Origin of the sequence: Sphingopyxis sp. (assembly GCF_050916055.1) — a bacterium.
Lineage (GTDB): Bacteria > Pseudomonadota > Alphaproteobacteria > Sphingomonadales > Sphingomonadaceae > Sphingopyxis.
Genome location: NZ_CP051527.1, coordinates 3,238,250 through 3,258,352, shown reverse-complemented (window position 1 = coordinate 3,258,352; position 20,103 = coordinate 3,238,250). Strand labels below are relative to the sequence as shown.

The window sequence follows — 20,103 nt, the reverse complement described above, 5'->3', positions numbered from 1 at the left end:
ACACAGGGAGACGATCATGACGTGGCTTCAGGAAAATTGGATCATCTCGGTCGTCGGCCTCGTCGTCGCGGTCGTGCTGCTTTGGCTGATGCTGCGCCGCAAGGCGCCGCCCGAGGTCGCACCCACCGAGCCGCGCAAGCCGCTCGAACCCGCCAAGCCCGAAATCGTCGCGGCCGAACCGGCTCGGTTCAAACCGGTCGAGCCGGCACCCGCGCCGATGCCGGTCGCCCCGCCGCCGGCCGCATCGCCGGCGCCCGTCGCGCCGCCTCCGCCCGATGCCGCCGCCGAAACTCCCGCAGCGCCAGCCGTCATCCCCGAACCGTCACCCGTCGCGCCGCCCGCCGCGCCCGCAGCATTAGCCGACAATCTGCAGCTGCTGAAGGGCGTCGGGCCCAAGATGGTCGCGCTGCTCGGCGGCCTCGGCGTCACCCGCTTCCAGCAGATCGCCGACTGGACCGATGCCGATATCGCCGCGATCGACCCGCAGCTCGGCGCCTTCCAGGGCCGCATCGCGCGCGACAATCTGGTCGATCAGGCGGGCTATCTGGCGCGCGGCGACAAACCGGGTTTCGAGGCGAAATACGGCGCGCTGGGGGGCGAACTTTAAGCGTCGCCGGCCGTCAGTCGCGCAGCGTGGTGATGATCGCCGAAAAGTCGCGGCCCTGCGCATCGGCCTCGACGAAAGCTTCGTACAGTTCGCGCGCCTTCGACCCCATCGGGACGTCGGCATCGACGCTCGCCGCCGCTTCCATCGCGAGGCGCAGATCCTTGAGCATCAGCGCCGCGGCGAACCCGCCCTTGTAATCATTGTCGGCGGGCGTCGTCGGCCCGACCCCGGGCAACGGCGCATAGCTGGTCAGCGACCAGCACTGGCCGGACGACACGCTGGCGATGTCGAAGAATTTCTGCGGATCGAGCCCCAGCTTGAGCGCGAGCGCCAGCGTCTCGCAGGTCGCGACCATCGACGCCCCGAGCAGCATATTGTTGCAAATCTTCGCGCCCTGTCCCGCACCCGCGTCGCCGGCGTGGATCACCGCCTTACCCATCTGCGCGAGGATCGGCTCGGCGCGAGCGAAGCCTTCGCCGGTGCCGCCGACCATGAAGGTCAGCGTGGCGGCGTTGGCGGCGGCGATGCCGCCCGACACGGGCGCATCGACCGCAACGAGACCCGTGGCGGTCGCAGCTGCGATGTTAGCCCGCGCGGTGGCGACGTCGATCGTTGAGCAGTCGAGGAGCAAGGTGCCGGGTGCGGCGTTCGGAAACACGTCGCTTTCATAGACTGACGAGACATGCTTGCCCGCGGGGAGCATCGTCACCACGGCTTCGGCGCCGGTAACGGCGTCCGCAGCGGAGGCCGCGCGGGTGCAACCTGCGTCGATGGCACGCGCCAGCGCCTCGTGGCTGAGGTCGAACGCGCGCACCACGTGCCCCGCCTTCGCGAGGTTCGCGGCCATGCCGCCGCCCATGTTTCCGAGCCCGATGAATGCGATTTTCATGTCAGCGCCCCTTCCAAACGCCTTCGCGCTTCGCGATGAAGGCGGCCATGCCTTCGGCCTTGTCCTCGGTCGCGGCGAGGATCTGGAACAGGCGGCGTTCGTAGATCAGCCCCTGGTCGAGCGTGGTTTCAAAGGCGGCGTTGACCATATCCTTGTTAACCATCGCCGCCATCGGCGGCATCGCCGCGATCGTCGTCGCGGTCTTCAGCGCTTCGTCGACCAGCGTACCATGCGGAACGACGCGCGCGACGAGGCCCGAGCGTTCTGCTTCGGCGGCGTCCATCATCCGGCCGGTCAGGCACATTTCCATCGCCTTCGCCTTGCCGATTGCACGGGTCAGCCGCTGCGACCCGCCCATGCCCGGCGCAACGCCAAGCTTGATTTCGGGCTGGCCGAACTTCGCTTTCTCCGACGCGATGATGAAGTCGGCCATCATCGCCAGTTCGCAGCCGCCGCCCAAGGCGAAGCCATTGACCGCCGCGATCCACGGCTTGCGAACCTTCTTCACGAAATCGCTCGTCCATTTCGAAAAGAAATCTTCGAGGTAGAAATCGGACGCCGGCTTGTCGGCCATTTCTTTGATGTCGGCGCCCGCGGCGAAGGCCTTGTCGCCCGAACCGGTGAGGACGGCGCAGCGCTGACCGGGATCGGCCTCGAAGGCCGCAAAGGCTGCGATCAGGTCGTCGAGCACACCCGAATTGAGCGCGTTGAGCGCCTGCGGGCGGTTCAATGTCACCAGCGTAACGGCGCCGCGCTGTTCGACGAGAAGGGTTTCGTAGGTCATGTCATGATCTCCAGATTGTCGTCATGGCGGAATCGATCCGGTATCCATTCCGACGCTGGGTGGATGGACCCCGGATCAAGTCCGGGGTGACGAAGTGGCGTGCTTAGCTCAGCGGCGTCCATTTCTCATCATCGGGCAAAGGCGCGAAGATACCGTCGATCCAGTCCTCGGTCACCGCTTCGGGTTTGGCCGGATCCCATTTCGGGCTGTTGTCCTTGTCGATAATCAGCGCGCGCACGCCTTCGAGGAAATCGTGCATTTGAACGACGCGGCTGCCGATCGCATATTCCTGCGTCATCTGCGCCGCGAAGTCGTGCATCTCGCCGCCTTCCTTCAGCTGGCGGAGCGCAACCTTGCAGGTCTGCGGCGATTTACCGTGCAGGACGCCCAGTTCTTTTTCCGCCCATTCGCCAGCATCGGCTTCGAGTGCGGCGAGGATGTCTTCATAGGTGTCGCTGGCGAACAGCCGGTTGATCTTGTCGATATGCTGGGTGATCGCAGCGGGCGGCGCGGTGACCGACAGCTCGCCCAAAATGCCGCCGATGCGGTCCGGATGCGCCGCGATGCGCGCCTTTGCGTCGGCGAGCTTTTCGGACGGCAAATAATGGGTCGCAAGGCCAAGCGCGAGGCACTCCGCCCCGTCGAGCCGCGCCCCGGTGAGTGCGAGGAACACCCCGACGCGCCCTTCCAGCCGCGGCAGATACCAGCCGCCGCCGACATCGGGGAACAGGCCGATTCCGGTTTCGGGCATCGCGAAGCGCGTATGCTCGGTCGCGACACGATATTTCGCGGGCTGCGAAATCCCGACCCCGCCGCCCATCGTGATGCCGTCCATGAACGCGACGACGGGCTTCGGGTAGGTGAACAACAGATGGTTGAGGCGATATTCGGTGTGGAAGAAGGCGCGCGCCTCGATCCCATCTTTGGCGCCGCTTTCGGCGAGCATGCGGATATCGCCGCCGGCACAGAAGCCGCGGCCTTCGCTATGGTCGATGATCACCGCTTCGATCGCGTCGTCGGCGCGCCACTTCAAAAGCGCGTCGATCATCGTCTGACACATCGCGAGATTGAGCGCATGGATCGCCTTGGGGCGGTTGAGTGACAGGCGGCCGGAGCGGCCGTCGACGCTGATCAGCACATCGTCGGTCATTGGCGCAGCAGGTCCCTTCCGACGATCATCCGCATCACCTGATTGGTGCCCTCAAGAATCGAATGGACGCGCAGATCCCGCCAGAAACGCTCGATCGGATAATCCTTCAAATAGCCGTAGCCGCCGAACAGTTGCAGCGCGTCGTTGACGATCTTGCTGCCATTGTCTGTCGCGAGGCGCTTCGCCATCGCCGAGAAACGCGACTTGTCGGGAGCGTTCGCAGTGACCTTGGCCGCCGCCATGTACAGCAGCGCCCGCGCGGCCTCGAGATCGGTCGCCATGTCGGCGAGCATGAACTGGGTGTTCTGGAAATCGGCGATCGGTTGCCCAAACTGCTGGCGGTCCTTGGTGTACGCGACCGCCTCGTCGAGGCAGCGCTGCGCGCCGCCCAAGGAACAGGCGCCGATGTTGAGCCGCCCGCCGTCGAGCCCCGCCATTGCGAAGCGAAAGCCGTCGCCTTCGGCGCCGACCAGATTTTCGGCCGGCACGCGGCAATCCTCGAAAATCACCTGCGCGGTCGGGGAAGCATTCCAGCCGAGCTTTTTTTCGGGCGCGCCGAAGCTGAGGCCCGGTGTGTCCTTTTCGACAACGAGGCAGCTGATGCCCTTCGACTTTTCTTCGCTGGTACGGACCATACAGACATATATGTCGTTATAGCCGGCGCCGGAGATGAACTGCTTGGTGCCGTTCAGCACATAATGGTCGCCGTCACGTTTCGCCGTCGCCTTGAGCGCCGCGGCGTCGGACCCCGACCCCGGCTCGGTCAGGCAATAGCTGGCGATCTTGTCCATGCTGACGAGGTCGGGCAGAAAGCGCGCCTTGATCTCGTCGCCGCCAAAGCGGTCGATCATCCACGTCGCCATATTGTGGATCGAGATATAGGCGCTGGTCGCGGGGCAGCCATAGGCCATCGCCTCCATGATCAGCGCCGCCTCCATTCGCCCGAGCCCGATGCCGCCCGATTCTTCCGCCACATAGATGGCGCCGAAACCCAGCTCGCCCGCCGCCTTCCACACATCGACGGGATAATGATGTTTCTCGTCCCATTCGGCCGCGAAGGGCGTGATGCGATCGGCGGTGAACTTGCGCGCCATATCCTGGATGGCGAGCTGGTCGTCGGTAAGCTGGAACTGGTCGGTCATGCGGTTTTCCCGATAATGGCTTCGGCTTCGATTTCGACTTTCCACTCGGGGCGGATCAGCGCGGGCATGACGAGCATCGTCGACGCCGGGCGAACATCCCCGAACACCGCGCCATGCGCGCGGCCGACAAGGTCGGCGTCGGCGGCGTCGGTGATATACATACGGGTGCGCACGACATCGGCAAAACTGCCGCCGAGCGCAGCGAGCGCCTCGCCGATGATCGCGATACACCGCGCGGCTTGATCGCCCGCGTCACCGGGAGTCGAGCTCCCATCGGGCTCGATCGGCGCGCAGCCGGCGACGTCGATGCGGCTGCCCACCCGAACCGCGCGGCTGTAGCCGTAGACGGGTTCGAACGGGGACGCGGAGCTATGATTGCGCCGGGTCGGGTCAGCCACAGCTGATCCGCTCGATCTTGAGCGCATCGTCGTAGGAGACGGTCAGCCGGTCGGGGCGGAAATCCATGGTGACCGCAGTGCGCGGCGGTACCCAGCGCAGCGTGCGCATGCCGCTGCCCTTGATCAGCTGGACGCCGACATCGGCGGTCGCGGTCTGACCGACGAGCGACTGGACGGCGTCGGCGTTGCAAACCGCCTCGGCGGGCGGCGGCGTCGGGGCGGATTCGACGGGCGCTTCGCTGCTCGCGCACGCGGCGAGCGGCAGAGCGGCGGCAATTGCCAACATGCGAATGTCCATCTTTCGTCTCCCTTTCAAAAAACCGTCACGCGGTGCAGCGCGTATAGCGCATCGGGTTGGCAGCGGCACCCTCGCCATAATCGCGGCGGATCAGCATTTTCCCGCCGTCGGCCACGTCGAGCAGCATCAGCCGGTTCCACTCCTCACCCTCGCCGCTGAACCTGTAATCGGCGACGATCCGGCTGGCGTCGCGCTCGCGAACCCGCGCCAGCTCGCCGTGCGATTCGTGGAACCGCAGGCTGGTCGCGTCGATCACCAGCGCCGTCAGGTCGGTGCCGGGGCGCTTCGGGCAATCGCTCGCATCGAGCGCCCAGCGACCGCGGATCGCCGCCGGCACCGTCTTGTCGCCGCTCCCGATGCCGGGTTCGGCTTCGGTGAGCGCGGGTTCGGACGGATCGGGCTCATAACCGCGGTCCTCTTCCCACCGCGCCATCGCGTCGCCATCGCTGTCGGGCACGGTCGGTGCTGCCGGCGGCGGCGTCGCCGGTGCGGCAGCGTCGGATTTCGCGGCTGTGCTGTTCGCCTTGTCCTCGCCGCCGCTACACCCGGCGAGCACCAGCACGGCAGCGGAAAGCAAATAGCGCGTCATCGTCATTCTCCTGCGCGGCCCCGGCGCGCGCCGAAACCCTCGCAGGAACAATGCCCGATGGCGTCGCCGGGTTTCACGAAATGCGCCCGATCAACCCATTGTCGGGATGACGAAGGCGTTGCCGCCGTCCGGCGACCCGTCGGGCCAGCGCGCGGTGATCGTCTTGACCTTGGTCCAGAATTTGACGCCCTCCATGCCGTGCTGGTTGGTGTCGCCGAACGCCGAACGCTTCCAGCCGCCGAAGCTGTGATAGGCGACCGGCACCGGGATCGGCACGTTGATGCCGACCATGCCGACATTGACCCTTGCAGCGAATTCGCGCGCGGCGTGGCCGTTGCGCGTGAAGATGGCGACGCCGTTGCCGTACTGATGCTTGCTGGGCAATTCGAGCGCGGTTTCGAAATCGGCGGCACGGACGATCTGCAGCACCGGGCCGAAGATTTCTTCCTTATAGCTTTCCATGTCGGGGGTGACATGGTCGAACAGCGTCGGGCCGACGAAGAAGCCTTCCTCATGCCCCTGCAGACTGAAGCCCCGGCCGTCGACGACCAGCTCGGCGCCCTCGTCGGCGCATTTCGCGATCCAACCTTCGACCTTTTCCTTGTGCGCCTGCGTCACCACCGGGCCGTAATGCGCTTCGCCATCGGTCGACACGCCGATGCGCAGCGCCTCGATTGCCGGGATCAGCTTCGCGCGCAGCCGGTTCGCGGTGTCCTCGCCGACCGGAACGACGACGGGCAGCGCCATGCAGCGCTCGCCCGCCGAACCGAAAGCGGCGCCAGTCAAATCATTGACGACCTGATCGAGGTCGGCGTCGGGCATGACGATGCCATGGTTCTTGGCGCCGCCCATCGCCTGCACCCGCTTGCCGTTCGCGACGCCGCGGTTGTAGACATAATGCGCGATGTCCGACGAGCCGACGAAGCTGACCGCGCCGATGTCGGGATGGTCGAGGATCGCGTCGACCATTTCCTTGTCGCCATGGACGGTCTGGAAAATCCCCTCGGGCATGCCCGCTTCGAGGAAGAGTTCCGACAGGCGCACGGGGACCGAGGGATCGCGCTCGCTGGGTTTCAGGATGAAGGCGTTGCCCGTCGCGGTCGCGACGCCGCCCATCCACAGCGGGATCATCGCGGGGAAGTTGAACGGGGTGATGCCGGCGCCGATGCCGATCGGCTGGCGCATCGAATAGACGTCGATGCCGGGGCCGGCGCCCTGCGTATATTCGCCCTTCAGCACATGCGGGATGCCGCAGCAGAATTCGATGACCTCCAGCCCGCGCTGAATGTCGCCCTTCGAATCGGCGATCACCTTGCCGTGCTCGCTCGACAGCATTTCAGCAAGCTGGTTCATATTCGCTTCGACGAGGCGTTTGAATTCGAACATCACGCGCGCGCGGCGCTGCGGGTTGGTCGCGGCCCAGGCGGGCTGCGCGGCCTTGGCCGCGGCCACGGCGCGGTCGAGGACAGCGCGATCGCCGAGCGCGACCCGGGCCTGGACGCCGCCGTTGTTGGGGTCGAACACGTCGCTAAAGCGGGCGCTGCCGCCGGCCCCGCCGGCGATGTGATGGTCGATCTGTCGCATGGCATATGTCTCCCAAAGATGTTGCCGCTGCAACAGACCAGTTAGGGCGCGATTGCAAGGGATAGACTTGCAGCCCGGTCCTGCATATTTGCAGCTTATGGACTGGGATAAGCTGCAATATTTCCTGTTCGTCGCGCGCCACGGCACGCTCGCGCGCGCCGGTGCGGCGCTGCACGTCGACGCGACCACGGTCAGCCGCCGCGTCAGTGCGCTCGAAACGTCGCTCGGCCAGACGCTGTTCGAACGCGCGCCGACGGGGTTCGTTCTGACCGCAGCGGGTCGGGCGCTTCTGCCACACGCCGAAGCGATGGCGGCGGCGGCGGCGCGCATCCATATGGCGCCGGGCGGCGGCGCGGGATTGTCGGGGCAGCTGCGCGTCAGCGTGTCCGAAGGCTTCGGCAACAGCTTCATCGCGCCGCGCCTCGCGGGTTTCGTCGCAGCCCATCCGGAGCTTGAGATCGATCTCGTCGCGTCGTCGGGTTTCCTCAACCCGTCGCGGCGCGAGGCCGATATGGCGGTGCTGCTCGCGCGGCCGCGCAAGGGCCCGCTGATCACGCGCAAGCTGTCGGATTACAGCCTCGGCATTTACGCCCCCGCCGACCGGCCCGACTGGCAGACAGCTGTCGCGCAGACACCGCTGTCGCGCGCGGGCATTCCGGTAATCGGCTACATGCCCGACATTCTGTACGCCCCCGAACTCGACTATCTGGGCGAAATCGAACCCGGACTCCGCGCGACGGTCCGCTCATCCTCAATCCTCGCGCAACGGCGGATGATCGCAGGCGGTGCGGGGGTCGGCGTGCTCCCCTGCTTCCTCGCGGCGGGCGATCCGGCGCTGGTACGGGTGCGGCCCGATCAGGCGATCGCGCGCGCCTTCTGGCTCGCGCTCCACCGCGACATTGCACCGCAGCCGCGGATCCGGGCGTTCATCGACTGGCTCGATGCCGAGGTGCGCGAGAACCGGGGGTTGCTGGTTCCCGCGCTGACGCGCAACGAAATCGGCTAGGCGGCGACCACCAGTCGGGGATTGGCGTCAGCCGGGCTCGCTCAGCGCGCCCTCAGGCAAAATTGTCGCACTTTGTCGCAAAGCCCTGAAAGCGCTTGCATGGCCCATTGCGATGGGTTGAATAGGCGCGATTGCCGCTATCCCCCCGGCCGACCGATACGAGATTAACCGACTATGCTGGAAAAAAGGACGCCGCTCCTCGCCGGAGCCTTGTGCGCCGTGACGCTCTTGTTGTCCGCCTGTGCCGGCGAGGAAAAGGGCGGCCGCGATCGCGGCGCGCCTGAGGTCGGCTTCGTCACTGTGACGACGCAGGCCGTGCCGGTTACCACCGAATTGGGCGGGCGCACCGTCGCGTTCGAAACCAGCGAAGTGCGGCCGCAGGTCGGCGGCCTCATTCGCCGCCGCCTGTTCACCGAAGGCGGTTTCGTGCGCGCCGGCCAGCCGCTGTACCAGATCGACGCGAGCCTGTTCCAGGCCGCCGCCGATCAGGCGGCCGCCAATCTGGCCAGCGCCCGCGCCAGCGCGCAGGCCGCCGACGAACGTGCGCGGCGCTTCGAACCGCTCGCCAAGATGCAGGCTATCGCCGAGCAGGACTATACTGATGCGGTGGCGCAGGCGCGCGTGGCGCGCGCGGTGGTGGCGCAAAATGCCGCGGCGCTCGAAACCGCGCGGATCAACCTGCGCTACGCGACGATCACCGCGCCGATCAGCGGCCGCATCGGCCGCTCGCTCGCCACCCCGGGCGCGCTGGTGAGCGCGAGCCAGGCGACGCCGCTCGCGGTCATCCAGCGCACCGACCCGATCTATGTCGACATGCAGCAGTCGAGCGCCGAGCTGACGACGCTGCGGCAGGCGATCGCGGCTGGCGGCATCACCGCCGGCGGCGCGTCGGTCCGGCTGCGCCTCGAGGACGGCAGCGCCTATGGCTTTGCCGGCACCGTGGAATTTTCGGAAGCGACGGTGAACGAGGCGACTGGCACCGTGACGCTGCGCGCGCGCTTTCCCAATCCCAAGGGGCTTTTGCTGCCCGGCATGTTCGTCACCGCGATGTTCGAACAGGCGGTCGATCCAACTGCGATCCTGGTCTCGCAGCAGGCGGTGCAGCGCGATTTCGACGGGTCGGCGATCGTCTATCTGGTCGGCAAGGATAACAAGGCGGTGCGCCGCAAGATCGAAACGACCCGCACCGTGGGGGGCAGCTGGATCGTTACGGGGGGCTTGCGTGCAGGCGACCGTGTAATCACCCAGGGGGTCGGCAATCTGCGCGACGGCGCCGATATTCGTCCGGTCCCGGCCAGCAATCCGCAGCGGGTGGGGGCTCCCGCCGCGGCCAAGACAGCAGAAAAGAGTAAATAGCCCCTCATGTCCCGTATTTTCATCGACCGGCCGATTTTTGCCTGGGTGCTGGCGATCGTCGTCATGCTCGCCGGCTTTGGCGCCTTGCGCGCGCTGCCGATCGAGCAATATCCCGACATCGCGCCGGTCCAGGTCAACATCCGCGCCAGCTATCCCGGCGCGTCCGCCGAAACCGTCGAAAACAGCGTCACCCAGATATTGGAGCAGCAGCTGACCGGGATCGATGGCCTGCTCTATTTCAGTTCGCAATCGAGCGCGAGCGGACAGGCCAGCATCACCGCGATCTTCGACAAGGGCACCGATCCCGACATCGCGCAGGTGCAGGTCCAGAACAAGATCGAGTCGGCGGTGTCGCGTCTGCCGGCGCAGGTCCAGCAACAAGGCGTGCGGGTCAGCAAATCCAATTCGGACACGCTGCTGATCGTCAGCGTTTACGACAAGACCCGGACGCGGTCGAATTACGATGTGTCCGATTATCTGACCACCAACATCCAGGATCCGCTGTCGCGGGTCGAGGGGGTCGGCGACGTCAATATCTTCGGATCGCCGCACGCGATGCGGATCTGGCTCAACCCGCAGCGACTGGCGGGCATGTCGCTGATGCCGAGCGATGTCATTGCCGCGATCACCGCCCAGAACAGCGAGATTGCGGCCGGCGAAGTCGGCGGCCTGCCGTCGCCGGAGGGGCAGTTGCTGACCGCGACGGTCACCGCCCAGTCGCGTCTGCAAACCCCTGAGGAATTTCGCAACATCATCTTGAAAACCCAGCCCGACGGATCGGCGGTGCGCATCCGCGACGTGGCGCGGGTCGAGATCGGCGCCGAAAATTACAGCTCGGTCGGGCGGCTGAACCGCCAGCCGAGTTCGGGCATGGCGATCTCGCTGTCGCCGGGCGCCGACGCGCTGGCGACGGTCGAGCGCGTCAAAACCCGGATGACCGACCTCGCCCGCAACATGCCCGACGGGCTGGACTATGCCTATATCAACGACACGACGACCTTCATCCGCCTGTCGGTCAGCGAAGTGCAGAAGGCGTTGTTCGAGGCGATCCTGCTCGTCATCATCGTCATGTTCGTCTTCCTGCAAAGCTGGCGCGCGACGCTGATCCCCGCCATCGCGGTGCCGGTGGTGCTGCTCGGCACCTTTGCGGTCTTTTATATCGCCGGGTTCACCATCAACACGCTGACGCTGTTCGGGCTCGTGCTCGCGATTGGCCTGCTCGTGGACGATGCGATCGTCGTGGTCGAGAATGTCGAGCGATTGATGGAAGAAAATCCGGGGATGACCGCGCGCGAAGCGACGATCCAGTCGATGCAGGAATTGCAGGTCGCGCTGATCGCCATCGGGCTGGTGCTGTCGGCGGTGTTCCTGCCGATGGCGTTTTTCGGCGGCTCGACCGGCGTGATCTATCGCCAGTTCTCGGTCACCGTCGTCTCGGCGATGGCGCTGTCGGTGTTCGTCGCGCTGATCCTCAGCCCGGCGCTGACCTCGACCCTGCTCAAGCCGCGCGGCCACGGCGATCCGCCGCCGGGGCGCTTCCCGCGCGTCGATGCCGCACTGGGACGCGCCAAGGTCTGGTTCAACACCCGCTTCGAGCGCACGACCGAGCGCTATGTCGGCAGCGTCGAGCGCGTCGTCGACCGCAAATGGCGTTTTGTCGGCATCTATCTGATTATCCTGGTGCTGCTCGCCTTCCTGTTCCTGCGCCTGCCCGGCGGCTTCCTGCCCGGCGAGGATCAGGGCCGGGTCCAGATCCAGTTCCGCCTGCCCGCCGGGGCGACGCAGGAACGGACGCTCGAGGTGCGCGACGCGATCGAAGACCATCTGCTCAGCGCCGAAAAGGCGAACATCGAATCGCTGTTCATCAACGCCGGCGGCGGCGGCGGCGGGGCGTCGGGCCAGAACACCGGGCGCGGGTTCGTCAACCTGGCCGACTGGGACGCCCGGCCGGGCAAGGAGAATAGCGCCGACGCGATCGCCGAACGCACCCGGCAGGCCTTTGCCGGGCTGCGCGACGCGCAGGTCTTTGCCCTTGTCCCCGGCTCGGTGCGCGGGCTCGGCGACACGTCGGGCTTTACGATGCAGTTCCAGAACCGCAGCGGCATGTCGCGCGAGGAGTTTGCCGAGGCGCGCGAGCGGCTGCTGGCGGCGGCGAACGCCAATCCCAAGCTCACCTCGGTACGGCTGAGCGACCTGCCCGATCTCGCGACGCTGAAGATCGACATCGATACCCAGCGGCTGACCGCTTACGGCCTCACCAACGCCGACGTGAACAGCACCCTGTCGACCGCCTGGGGTGGGCGATACGTCAATGATTTCATCGACGAAGGCCGGGTGAAGCGCGTTTATGTCCAGGGCGATGCGCCCTATCGCTCCAAACCCGAAGACCTCAGCCAATGGTATGTGCGGTCGGCCGACGGCGGCATGTCGCCCTTCTCGGCCTTTTCGCAGATCGGCTGGTCGACGACCCCCAGCACCACCTCGCGCTTTCAGGGTATTCCCGCCTTCGAAATTTCGGGCGAGCCGACCGCCGGCACCAGTTCGGGCGAGGCGATGGACGAGATTGCGGCGCTCGCCGCCGAGATTCCGGGCACCAGCGTGGCCTGGTCGGGCGCCTCCTATCAGGAGCGGCTGTCGTCGGGACAGGCGCCGTTGCTCTACGCCCTGTCGTTGCTCGTCGTCTTCCTGTGCCTCGCGGCGCTGTACGAAAGCTGGTCGATCCCGGTCGCGGTGCTGCTCGTCATCCCGCTCGGCCTGGTCGGCGCGGTGTTTGCGGTGACGCTGCGCGGGCTGGAAAACGACGTCTATCTGCAGATCGGCCTGCTGACGACGATGGGGCTCGCGGCCAAAAATGCGATTCTGATGATCGAATTCGCCGAACAGGAAGAGCGCAAGGGCAAGCGCGTGATCGAGGCGGCGATCGCCGCGGCGCGCATCCGCCTGCGCCCGATCCTGATGACCAGCTTTGCCTTCATCTTCGGGGTGCTGCCGCTGGCGCTCGCGTCGGGCGCGGGCGCGAACAGCCGGATCGCGATCGGCACGTCGGTGATCGGCGGCATGCTGACCGCCACCCTGCTCGCGATTTTCTTCATCCCGCTGTTTTTCGTGCTCGTCCGGCGCGGGGTGCGCGACGGGGTTGCCGCGCTGCGCGATCGGTACGGCAAAAACCGGAGCGGCACGGGCGCGGCGGAGGTGCCGGCATGATCCGCGCCCGCATCCTGCTGCTCGCCGGCCCGCTGGCGCTCGCCGGCTGCTCGCTGGCGCCCAAGACGGTGCTGCCGCCGCCGCCCGTCCCGCAAAGCTGGCCGGTCGGCGACGCCTATCTGTTGCAGAGCGAGGCGGCGCTGCCGATCCTGTCCTATAAAAGCGTGTTCACCGACCCGCGGTTGCAGGCGCTGACCGAACAGGCGCTGGCGAACAATCGCGACCTGCGCGTCGCCTATGCCAATGTCGCCGCAGCGCGCGCGCAGGCGCGCGTCACCCGCGCCGGCCAATTCCCGCAAGTGGGAGTGAGCGCTGGCGCCGGCTATTCCGACAATGGCGGCGGCGGGACCGGCAACGGCGGCAACGTTGGCGGCAGCGGCGGCGGCGACTTCTCGTTGCGCGGCGGGATCACCGCGTTCGAACTCGACCTGTTCGGCCGCCTCGCCAACCTCGCCGACGCCGACCGCAATCGCGCGCTGGCCACCGAGGCGGCGTCGCGCACGGTGCGGCTGGCGCTGATCGCGAGCCTCGCCGAAGCCTGGGCGACCTATGGCGCCGACCGCGACCTGCTGGCGATCGCGCGCGAAACCGCGACCAGCGCGCGCGAAAGCGTCCGCCTGACCCGCGCCCGGCTCGACGGCGGCATCGCGCCGCGCACCGACCTGCGCCAGGCCGAACAGATATTGGCGACCGCCGAGGATGCCATCGCGCGGCAGCAGACGGCGCTGGCGCAGGACGAGAATCTGATCCGCCTGCTCGTCGGCGGCGACGTCGATCGCGCCCTGCTGCCCGCCAGCCTCGCCGACGTGACGCCGTCGGTGGTGTCGCCCCCCGCCGGGGTGAGTTCCGAAATCCTGCTCCGCCGTCCCGATGTGATCGAGGCCGAATATGGCCTGCGCGCCGCCAACGCCGACATCGGCGCCGCGCGCGCGCGGCTGTTCCCGTCGATCTCGCTCACCGGCCTGCTCGGTTTCGCCAGCGACGCGCTGTCGGGCCTGTTCGACGGCGGATCGTTCAGCTGGTCGGCGGGCGGCGATGCCACCGCGACGATTTTCGACGCCGGCGGCCGCCGCGCCGGGGTGGCGGTGAGCGAGGCGCAGCGCGACGCGGCGCTGGCAGGGTATGAAGGCGCGATCCAGACCGCGTTTCGCGAGGTCGCCGACGCGCTCGCGGTGCAGGGCACGATCGCCGAGCGCGGCCGCGCCGCGGCGGCGAACACCGCTGCGGCCGCCGACACCGCGACGCTGACCGAGGCGCGCTACCGCGGCGGCGTCGACAGCTTCCTTTCCAGCCTCGACGCCCAGCGCAGCCTGTATGCCGCACGGCAGAGCGAGATCGCGACTCAGTTGCTGCTCGTCCAGGCCCGCATCGCTTTGTTCCGCGCGCTGGGCGGCGACAGCGGCGCGGGGGCTCCGCCCACCCCCTGATATCGTCGTCATGCCGGACTTGATCCGGCATCCATGCAGCCGGCACCGAAATGGACCCCGGATCAAGTCCGGGGAGACGAAATTTGGTAAATCCGACTCTCCTTGACAACCCCCCTCGCTCGCGCGCTAATAGAACAAATCAGGAACATATATGCGCGAGTCGTCTTCCCCTCTCGCCGGGCTGCGCCAGCGTATCGCCCGGATCGCCGCCAGTGGCGGTTTCGAAAGCCCGCCGGCCGCAGGCTGGCTGGCGAGCGGCCATGCGCCGTTCGACGACGCGCTGGACGGCGGCCTTGCGGTCGGGCGCACCCATGAATTTTTTGCCGCCGACGCGCTCGACGCGACCAGCGCCGCCGCCTTCGCCGCGCTGGTCGCGCTGCGCACGCCGGGCCAGACCCCGCTCGTCTGGCTGCGGACGCGCGATGCCGGCCGCCGCACCGGCCATATCTATGCCCCCGGCATCGCCGAACTGGGCGGCGATCCCGACCGGCTGCTGCTCGTCGAAACCCCCGATGCCAAGATGCTGCTCGCCTGCGCGAACGATGCGATCCGCTGCGCCGGATCGGCAGCGGTGATCGTCGAAAGCTGGGGCAAATTCCCCTTGCTCGACCTGACCGCGGGCCGCCGCCTCGCGCTCGGCGCGCGCGACGCGGGGACGACGCTGCTGATGCTGCGCCTCAATGCCGCTCCGACCCCGAGCGTCGCCGAAACGCGCTGGAGCGTCGCCGCCGCCGCATCGCACGCGCTGGAGGCCGACGCACCCGGCGCCCCCGCCTTCGACCTTGAACTGCTGCGCCGGCGCGGCGGCGCGGCGGGGATGCGCTGGCGACTGGACTGGAACCATGACGAACACTGTTTCGCGAACGCGCCGCTATCTGGCGCTCTTCTTCCCCTTCCTGCCCGCCGAGCGGTGGCTTCGCGACGCGCCGCAGCGGCCTGACGCGCCGCTCGTATTTGCCGAGAAGCAGCGCGGCGCGATGCGGCTTGCGAGCGTCGAGGCGGCGGCGCTGGCGGTGGGGCTGCGCGCCGGCATGCCGCTCGCCGATGCGCACGCGCAGGTGGGCGAGCTGACGGTCGTGCCGCACGATCCGGTGCGCGACCAGCAATGGCTCGACCGGTTGGCGCAGGGCTGCGCGCGCTACACTCCGCTCGTCGCGCTCGACGCCCCCGACGGGCTGATCCTCGACATCGCGGGCGCCGAACATCTGTTCGGCGGCGAGGCGGGGCTGGTCGCCGATGTCGAGCGCCGCCTCGCCCGGCTCGGCATGACGCTCCGCCATGCGCTCGGCCCGACCGCCGACGCCGCGCGCGCACTCGCGCGCTATCAGGCGCGCGCCGCGCCCGACGAAGCCGGCGCGATCCGCCGCCTGCCCGTCGCCGCGCTCGAACTCGATCCCGCGGCGACGACCGCGCTGGTGCGCGCCGGGCTCAAGACGATCGGCGACCTGGCGAGCCGCCCGATGGCGAACCTCGCCGCGCGCTTCGGCGCCGATGCCGCGATGGCGCTGCGCCGCATCTTGGGCGATGCACCCAGCCCGCTCGATCCGCGGGTGGCGCCGCCGCCGGTCGCCGCCGAACGCCGCTTTGCCGAGCCACTGGGCAGCACGGCGCATGCGACCAAGGTGCTGGCCGAGCTGGTGACCGAAGCGCTCGCGGAGCTCGGCCGGCGCGGCAAGGGCGGGCGGCATTTCCGCGCCACCTTCTTTCGCAGCGACGGCCTGGCGCGGACGATCGCGATCGAAACCGGCCATCCGACGCGCGACGCCGGACTGGTCATGCGCCTCTTTGCCGAGCGGATGGACAGCCTTGCCGACCCGCTCGACCCCGGCTTCGGTTTCGACATGATCCGCCTCGCGGTGCCGCGGCTCGAAACGCTCGGCGCGGGGCAGCTGAAGCTCGAGGGCGGGGCGGTAAAGGACGCCGCGATCGACGAACTCGCCGACCGGCTGGCGACCCGGCTCGGCCGCGGGCGAGTGCGACGCCTGCGCCCGGTCGATACGCATATCCCCGAACAGGCGCAGCTCGAACTGCCGGCGATCGACGCACCGCCGCCGCTGCCCTGGCACGCCCCCGACCCCGGCGAGCCGCCGGCGCGCCCCTTTCACCTGTTCGACCCGCCGCAGCCGATCGAGGTGATCGCCGAGGTTCCCGACGGCCCGCCGCACCAGTTCCGCTGGCGGCGGCAGGCGCATGCGGTGCGCCGCTACGAAGGCCCCGAACGCATCGCCGCCGAATGGTGGCGCCGCCGCGACAATGGCGGGCTGACCCGCGACTATTACCGCGTCGAGGATGCGCAGGGCCGCCGCTTCTGGCTGTTCCGCCACGGGCTGTACGACGAAAAACCCGACCCGCGCTGGTATATCCACGGCGTCTTCGCATGAGCCCCGATCCCCAACCAGTGCCCGAACCCGGCCGCGAAACGGGGTTCGCCGAACTGGTCGCGGCGACCAATTACAGCTTCCTGCGCGGCGCCTCGCACCCTGCCGAGATGGTGGGGGAGGCGCTGGCGCTCGGCATGGCGGGCATCGGCATCGCCGACCGCAACAGCGTCGCGGGGGTGGTGCGGGCGTGGGCGTTCCTGAAAGAGCTCCAGGTGAAGCAGCCCGAAACCGTTGCGAATTTCCGCTTGGTGGTCGGGGCAAGACTCGTCTTCGCCGACGGCACACCCGACATCGTTGCTTATCCGGTCAACCGCCACGGCTGGGGGCGGCTGACCCGATTGCTCTCGACCGGCAATCTGCGCGCGAAAAAAGGCGACAGCATCCTCTATCTGCAGGACCTGCTCGATCATTGCGACGACCTGTTGCTGATCGCGATGGGCGGCGATGCAGCGCTGCTTCGCAAACTCAAACAGGCGCGCCCGAAATCGGTCTGGCTCGCCGCCACGATGGCGCGGTCGGGGTCCGATGCGCGGCGGCTGATCGAACGCGAACGCGTGTCGGCTGCAACCGGCGTTCCATTGCTCGCCACCAACGACGCTCTTTATGCAACGCTTGCCCAGCGCCCCTTGCACGACATCATCACCAGCATCCGCGAAGGAACGACGGTCCAGAAAGCCGGCAAGCTGCTGCGCGCCAATGGCGAACGCCACCTGAGAGCGCCCGCCGCCATGAGGCGACTCTTTTCCGCTTGCCCCAAGGCGATCAAAGCAAGTGCCACAATTCTCGCGCGCATCACCTTCCGCCTCGACGATCTGCAATATGAATATCCGCACGAACCCGTCCCGCCGGGCTGGAAACCCTTTCCTTATCTCCACCATCTGGTGACAACCGCAGCAGCGAAATATTACGGCACCCCGCTCCCGCCCAAGGTTCGCAAACTCATCGGCAACGAACTGCGTCTGATCCGCAAGCGCGCTTACGTCTATTATTTCCTGACCGTCCACGATCTCGTCGGTTTCGCGCGCGCGCAGGATCCGCCGATCCTCTGCCAGGGTCGGGGGTCCGCCGCCAATTCGATCGTCTGCTTCCTGCTCGGTGTGACCTCGGTCGATCCGATCCAGCATAAACTGCTCTTCTCGCGCTTCGTCTCCGCCGAACGCGATGAACCGCCGGACATCGACGTCGATTTCGAACATGAGCGGCGTGAGGAAGTCATTCAATATATCTACGATCGCTATGGCCGTGACCGTGCCGCGATTGCTGCGACTGTCATCCATTACCGGCCGCGCAGCACGATCCGCGAGGTCGGCAAGGCGCTGGGCTTCAGCGAAGACGTCACCGCGCGGCTCGCCGATACGAGTTGGGGCAGCTGGGGTGACGAGGTGCCGGTCGAGCGGCTGATCGAAGCAGGACTCAATCCGCACAATGGCGAGATCGAGCGGCTGCACCGCTTCGTCGGCGAATTGCTGAAAGCGCCGCGCCATCTGTCGCAGCATGTCGGCGGTTTCGTGCTCACGCAGGGCCGGCTCGACGAGCTGGTCCCGATCCACAATGCCGCAATGGAAGACCGCACCTTCATCGAATGGGACAAGGACGATATCGACGCACTGAAACTCATGAAAGTCGATGTGCTCGCGCTCGGCATGCTGACCTGCATCCGCAAATGTTTCGACCTGATGCGCGAACATGGGTTGGGCGACAAAACGCTGGGGCTCGACATCGATGCCAAGGATCCGGCGGTTTACAACATGTTGTGCAAAGGCGACAGCATCGGCGTCTTCCAGGTCGAAAGCCGCGCCCAGATCAATATGCTGCCCCGCTTGAGGCCCAAGGTGTTCTACGATCTGGTCGTGCAAGTCGCGATCGTTCGGCCCGGCCCGATCGAGGGCGACATGGTGCATCCTTATCTGCGTCGCCGGAACAAGGAGGAGAAGGTCGAATATCCTTCGCCCGCTCCGCAATATCCTCAAAATGAATTGTTCGAGGTTCTGGGCGACACGTTCGGCGTGCCGTTGTTTCAGGAGCAGGCGATGAAGCTCGCTATCGTGGCGGCGGGTTTCACGCCCGAAGAAGCGAACGAGCTGCGCCGTGCGATGGCAACCTTTCGCAATGTCGGTACGATCCAGAATTTCGGCGAGAAGATGGTCGGCGGCATGGTCGCGCGCGGCTATGAGAAAGCGTTCGCCGAGCGCTGCTTCAAGCAGATCGAGGGCTTCGGCAGCTACGGCTTTCCCGAAAGCCATGCCCAATCCTTCGCGCGGCTCGTCTATGTCTCGTCATGGATCAAGCATTACCACCCTGCGGTCTTCACCTGCGGTCTGCTCAATTCGCAGCCGATGGGCTTTTATGCGCCCGCGCAGCTGGTCCGCGATGCGCGTGAGCATGGGGTCGAGGTGCGCGCGGTCGATGTGAACGACAGCCACTGGGACAACAGCCTCGAACGGCGCGCCGACGGCAGCCTCGCGCTGCGGCTCGGTTTCCGGCAGGTCGACGGGTTTCGCGAGGCCTGGGCGGCGCAGATCGTCGCCGCGCGCAGCCCGCCCTTCGCCAGCATCGAGGATCTCGCCCGCCGCGCGACCCTGCCGCCGCGCGCGCTGCACCTGCTCGCCGAGGCCGATGCGTGCGGCTCGCTGGGGCTGGGGCGGCGCCCGGCGCTGTGGGACGCGCGGCGGGTGCGACAGGGGGTGCTGCCGCTGTTCGGCGCCGCCGCCGCCGACGAGCTGGGGCGCGAGGACGAAACGCAGCTGCCGCCGATGCCCGAAGTCGAGCAGGTGCTGACCGATTACCAGACAGTGCGGCTGTCGCTGAAGGGCCATCCGATGGCGTATCTGCGCGACGATCTGAAGCGCGAGGGGGTGCTGAGCGCGGGCGAGGTCGCGGCGGCGAAAAACGGGTCGATCGTCCGCGCCGCCGGGGTCGTGCTGATCCGCCAGCGCCCGGGCAAGGGCAATGCGATCTTCATCACGATCGAGGACGAAGGCGGGGTGGTCAACATCCTCTTGTGGGCGCGCCATTTCGAACGCTATCGCCGCGCCGTCATGGCGTCGCGGCTGATGCTGGCCGAAGGCGAGGTGCAGCGCAGCAAGGAGGGGGTCGTCCACCTGATGGCGACGCGGATCGTCGACCGCACCGCGCTGCTCGACGGACTGGGCGAAGAACGCACGATACGTCCCGACCTGTGCCGCGCCGACGAAGTCGCGCACCCGCAACGGCCGCGCGGCTATGCGGCAAAGCACGGTCATCCACGCGACGTGCGCATCCTGCCCAAGTCGCGCGATTTTCATTGAG

The 20,103-nt window shown here is 67.3% G+C and carries 16 protein-coding genes; 8 read left to right on the top strand and 8 right to left on the bottom strand.

Annotation, left to right across the window (positions count from 1 at the left end; translation table 11 throughout):
- The first annotated feature begins 16 nt into the window (after window positions 1-16).
- On the top strand, window positions 17-607 hold the full coding sequence (locus HEQ22_RS15955; protein WP_432768822.1) for a hypothetical protein: 591 nt from the start codon (window positions 17-19) through the stop codon (window positions 605-607).
- A gap of 13 nt (window positions 608-620) precedes the next feature.
- On the opposite strand, the gene mmsB is transcribed toward HEQ22_RS15955, so the two are convergent.
- From mmsB to HEQ22_RS15915, 8 genes are all read right to left on the bottom strand, one after another.
- The gene (gene mmsB / locus HEQ22_RS15950; protein ID WP_432768821.1) at window positions 621-1,496 is read right to left on the bottom strand and encodes a 3-hydroxyisobutyrate dehydrogenase; all 876 of its coding nucleotides are present in this window, start codon (window positions 1,494-1,496) and stop codon (window positions 621-623) included.
- Window position 1,497: 1 nt separating this feature from the next.
- The gene (locus HEQ22_RS15945) at window positions 1,498-2,280 is read right to left on the bottom strand and encodes an enoyl-CoA hydratase-related protein (RefSeq protein WP_432768820.1); all 783 of its coding nucleotides are present in this window, start codon (window positions 2,278-2,280) and stop codon (window positions 1,498-1,500) included.
- A 103-nt stretch (window positions 2,281-2,383) separates the two neighbouring features.
- Window positions 2,384-3,430, bottom strand: coding sequence for an enoyl-CoA hydratase/isomerase family protein (locus HEQ22_RS15940; protein WP_432768819.1), 1,047 nt, complete (start codon window positions 3,428-3,430; stop codon window positions 2,384-2,386).
- Entirely contained in the window at window positions 3,427-4,572 is a 1,146-nt protein-coding gene (locus HEQ22_RS15935; protein WP_432768818.1) for an acyl-CoA dehydrogenase family protein, read from the bottom strand. The genes HEQ22_RS15940 and HEQ22_RS15935 overlap by 4 nt, the downstream gene beginning before the upstream one ends.
- Window positions 4,569-4,970 (bottom strand): RidA family protein, encoded by a 402-nt coding sequence (locus HEQ22_RS15930; RefSeq protein WP_432768817.1) that lies wholly within the window; start codon window positions 4,968-4,970, stop codon window positions 4,569-4,571. Before HEQ22_RS15930 ends, HEQ22_RS15935 begins: the two co-directional genes overlap by 4 nt.
- On the bottom strand, window positions 4,963-5,268 hold the full coding sequence (locus HEQ22_RS15925) for an I78 family peptidase inhibitor (RefSeq protein ID WP_432768816.1): 306 nt from the start codon (window positions 5,266-5,268) through the stop codon (window positions 4,963-4,965). The genes HEQ22_RS15930 and HEQ22_RS15925 overlap by 8 nt, the downstream gene beginning before the upstream one ends.
- 25 nt (window positions 5,269-5,293) lie before the next feature.
- Window positions 5,294-5,857 (bottom strand): hypothetical protein, encoded by a 564-nt coding sequence (locus HEQ22_RS15920; RefSeq protein WP_432768815.1) that lies wholly within the window; start codon window positions 5,855-5,857, stop codon window positions 5,294-5,296.
- A 90-nt stretch (window positions 5,858-5,947) separates the two neighbouring features.
- Entirely contained in the window at window positions 5,948-7,441 is a 1,494-nt protein-coding gene (locus HEQ22_RS15915) for a CoA-acylating methylmalonate-semialdehyde dehydrogenase (RefSeq protein WP_432768814.1), read from the bottom strand.
- A gap of 97 nt (window positions 7,442-7,538) precedes the next feature.
- Between HEQ22_RS15915 and HEQ22_RS15910 the strand changes: the two genes are divergently transcribed.
- The 7 genes from HEQ22_RS15910 to HEQ22_RS15880 all read left to right on the top strand — a co-directional run bounded on the left by HEQ22_RS15910 (window position 7,539) and on the right by HEQ22_RS15880 (window position 20,102).
- The gene (locus tag HEQ22_RS15910; protein WP_432768813.1) at window positions 7,539-8,447 is read left to right on the top strand and encodes a LysR family transcriptional regulator; all 909 of its coding nucleotides are present in this window, start codon (window positions 7,539-7,541) and stop codon (window positions 8,445-8,447) included.
- A 174-nt stretch (window positions 8,448-8,621) separates the two neighbouring features.
- Complete coding sequence (locus HEQ22_RS15905; protein WP_432768812.1) at window positions 8,622-9,803, top strand: efflux RND transporter periplasmic adaptor subunit; 1,182 nt, start codon at window positions 8,622-8,624, stop codon at window positions 9,801-9,803.
- Window positions 9,804-9,809: 6 nt separating this feature from the next.
- Window positions 9,810-13,007, top strand: coding sequence for an efflux RND transporter permease subunit (locus HEQ22_RS15900; protein WP_432768811.1), 3,198 nt, complete (start codon window positions 9,810-9,812; stop codon window positions 13,005-13,007).
- Entirely contained in the window at window positions 13,004-14,434 is a 1,431-nt protein-coding gene (locus HEQ22_RS15895; protein ID WP_432768810.1) for an efflux transporter outer membrane subunit, read from the top strand. Before HEQ22_RS15900 ends, HEQ22_RS15895 begins: the two co-directional genes overlap by 4 nt.
- A 151-nt stretch (window positions 14,435-14,585) precedes the next feature.
- Window positions 14,586-15,374, top strand: coding sequence for an ImuA family protein (locus HEQ22_RS15890; RefSeq protein WP_432768809.1), 789 nt, complete (start codon window positions 14,586-14,588; stop codon window positions 15,372-15,374).
- A complete protein-coding gene (locus tag HEQ22_RS15885) occupies window positions 15,277-16,815 on the top strand; it encodes a Y-family DNA polymerase (RefSeq protein WP_432768808.1) in 1,539 nt (512 codons plus the stop codon). Before HEQ22_RS15890 ends, HEQ22_RS15885 begins: the two co-directional genes overlap by 98 nt.
- The gene (locus HEQ22_RS15880; protein WP_432768807.1) at window positions 16,812-20,102 is read left to right on the top strand and encodes an error-prone DNA polymerase; all 3,291 of its coding nucleotides are present in this window, start codon (window positions 16,812-16,814) and stop codon (window positions 20,100-20,102) included. Before HEQ22_RS15885 ends, HEQ22_RS15880 begins: the two co-directional genes overlap by 4 nt.
- Window position 20,103: the final 1 nt, after the last annotated feature.

Coding starts and splice junctions, on each gene's coding strand:
- HEQ22_RS15920 (WP_432768815.1), bottom strand. CDS start 5,857: ATGACGCGCTATTTGCTTTCCGCTGCCGTGCTGGTGCTCGCCGGGTGT.
- HEQ22_RS15935 (WP_432768818.1), bottom strand. CDS start 4,572: ATGACCGACCAGTTCCAGCTTACCGACGACCAGCTCGCCATCCAGGAT.
- HEQ22_RS15890 (WP_432768809.1), top strand. CDS start 14,586: ATGCGCGAGTCGTCTTCCCCTCTCGCCGGGCTGCGCCAGCGTATCGCC.
- HEQ22_RS15915 (WP_432768814.1), bottom strand. CDS start 7,441: ATGCGACAGATCGACCATCACATCGCCGGCGGGGCCGGCGGCAGCGCC.
- HEQ22_RS15905 (WP_432768812.1), top strand. CDS start 8,622: ATGCTGGAAAAAAGGACGCCGCTCCTCGCCGGAGCCTTGTGCGCCGTG.
- mmsB (WP_432768821.1), bottom strand. CDS start 1,496: ATGAAAATCGCATTCATCGGGCTCGGAAACATGGGCGGCGGCATGGCC.
- HEQ22_RS15955 (WP_432768822.1), top strand. CDS start 17: ATGACGTGGCTTCAGGAAAATTGGATCATCTCGGTCGTCGGCCTCGTC.
- HEQ22_RS15880 (WP_432768807.1), top strand. CDS start 16,812: ATGAGCCCCGATCCCCAACCAGTGCCCGAACCCGGCCGCGAAACGGGG.
- HEQ22_RS15885 (WP_432768808.1), top strand. CDS start 15,277: ATGACGAACACTGTTTCGCGAACGCGCCGCTATCTGGCGCTCTTCTTC.
- HEQ22_RS15895 (WP_432768810.1), top strand. CDS start 13,004: ATGATCCGCGCCCGCATCCTGCTGCTCGCCGGCCCGCTGGCGCTCGCC.
- HEQ22_RS15910 (WP_432768813.1), top strand. CDS start 7,539: ATGGACTGGGATAAGCTGCAATATTTCCTGTTCGTCGCGCGCCACGGC.
- HEQ22_RS15945 (WP_432768820.1), bottom strand. CDS start 2,280: ATGACCTACGAAACCCTTCTCGTCGAACAGCGCGGCGCCGTTACGCTG.
- HEQ22_RS15900 (WP_432768811.1), top strand. CDS start 9,810: ATGTCCCGTATTTTCATCGACCGGCCGATTTTTGCCTGGGTGCTGGCG.
- HEQ22_RS15940 (WP_432768819.1), bottom strand. CDS start 3,430: ATGACCGACGATGTGCTGATCAGCGTCGACGGCCGCTCCGGCCGCCTG.
- HEQ22_RS15925 (WP_432768816.1), bottom strand. CDS start 5,268: ATGGACATTCGCATGTTGGCAATTGCCGCCGCTCTGCCGCTCGCCGCG.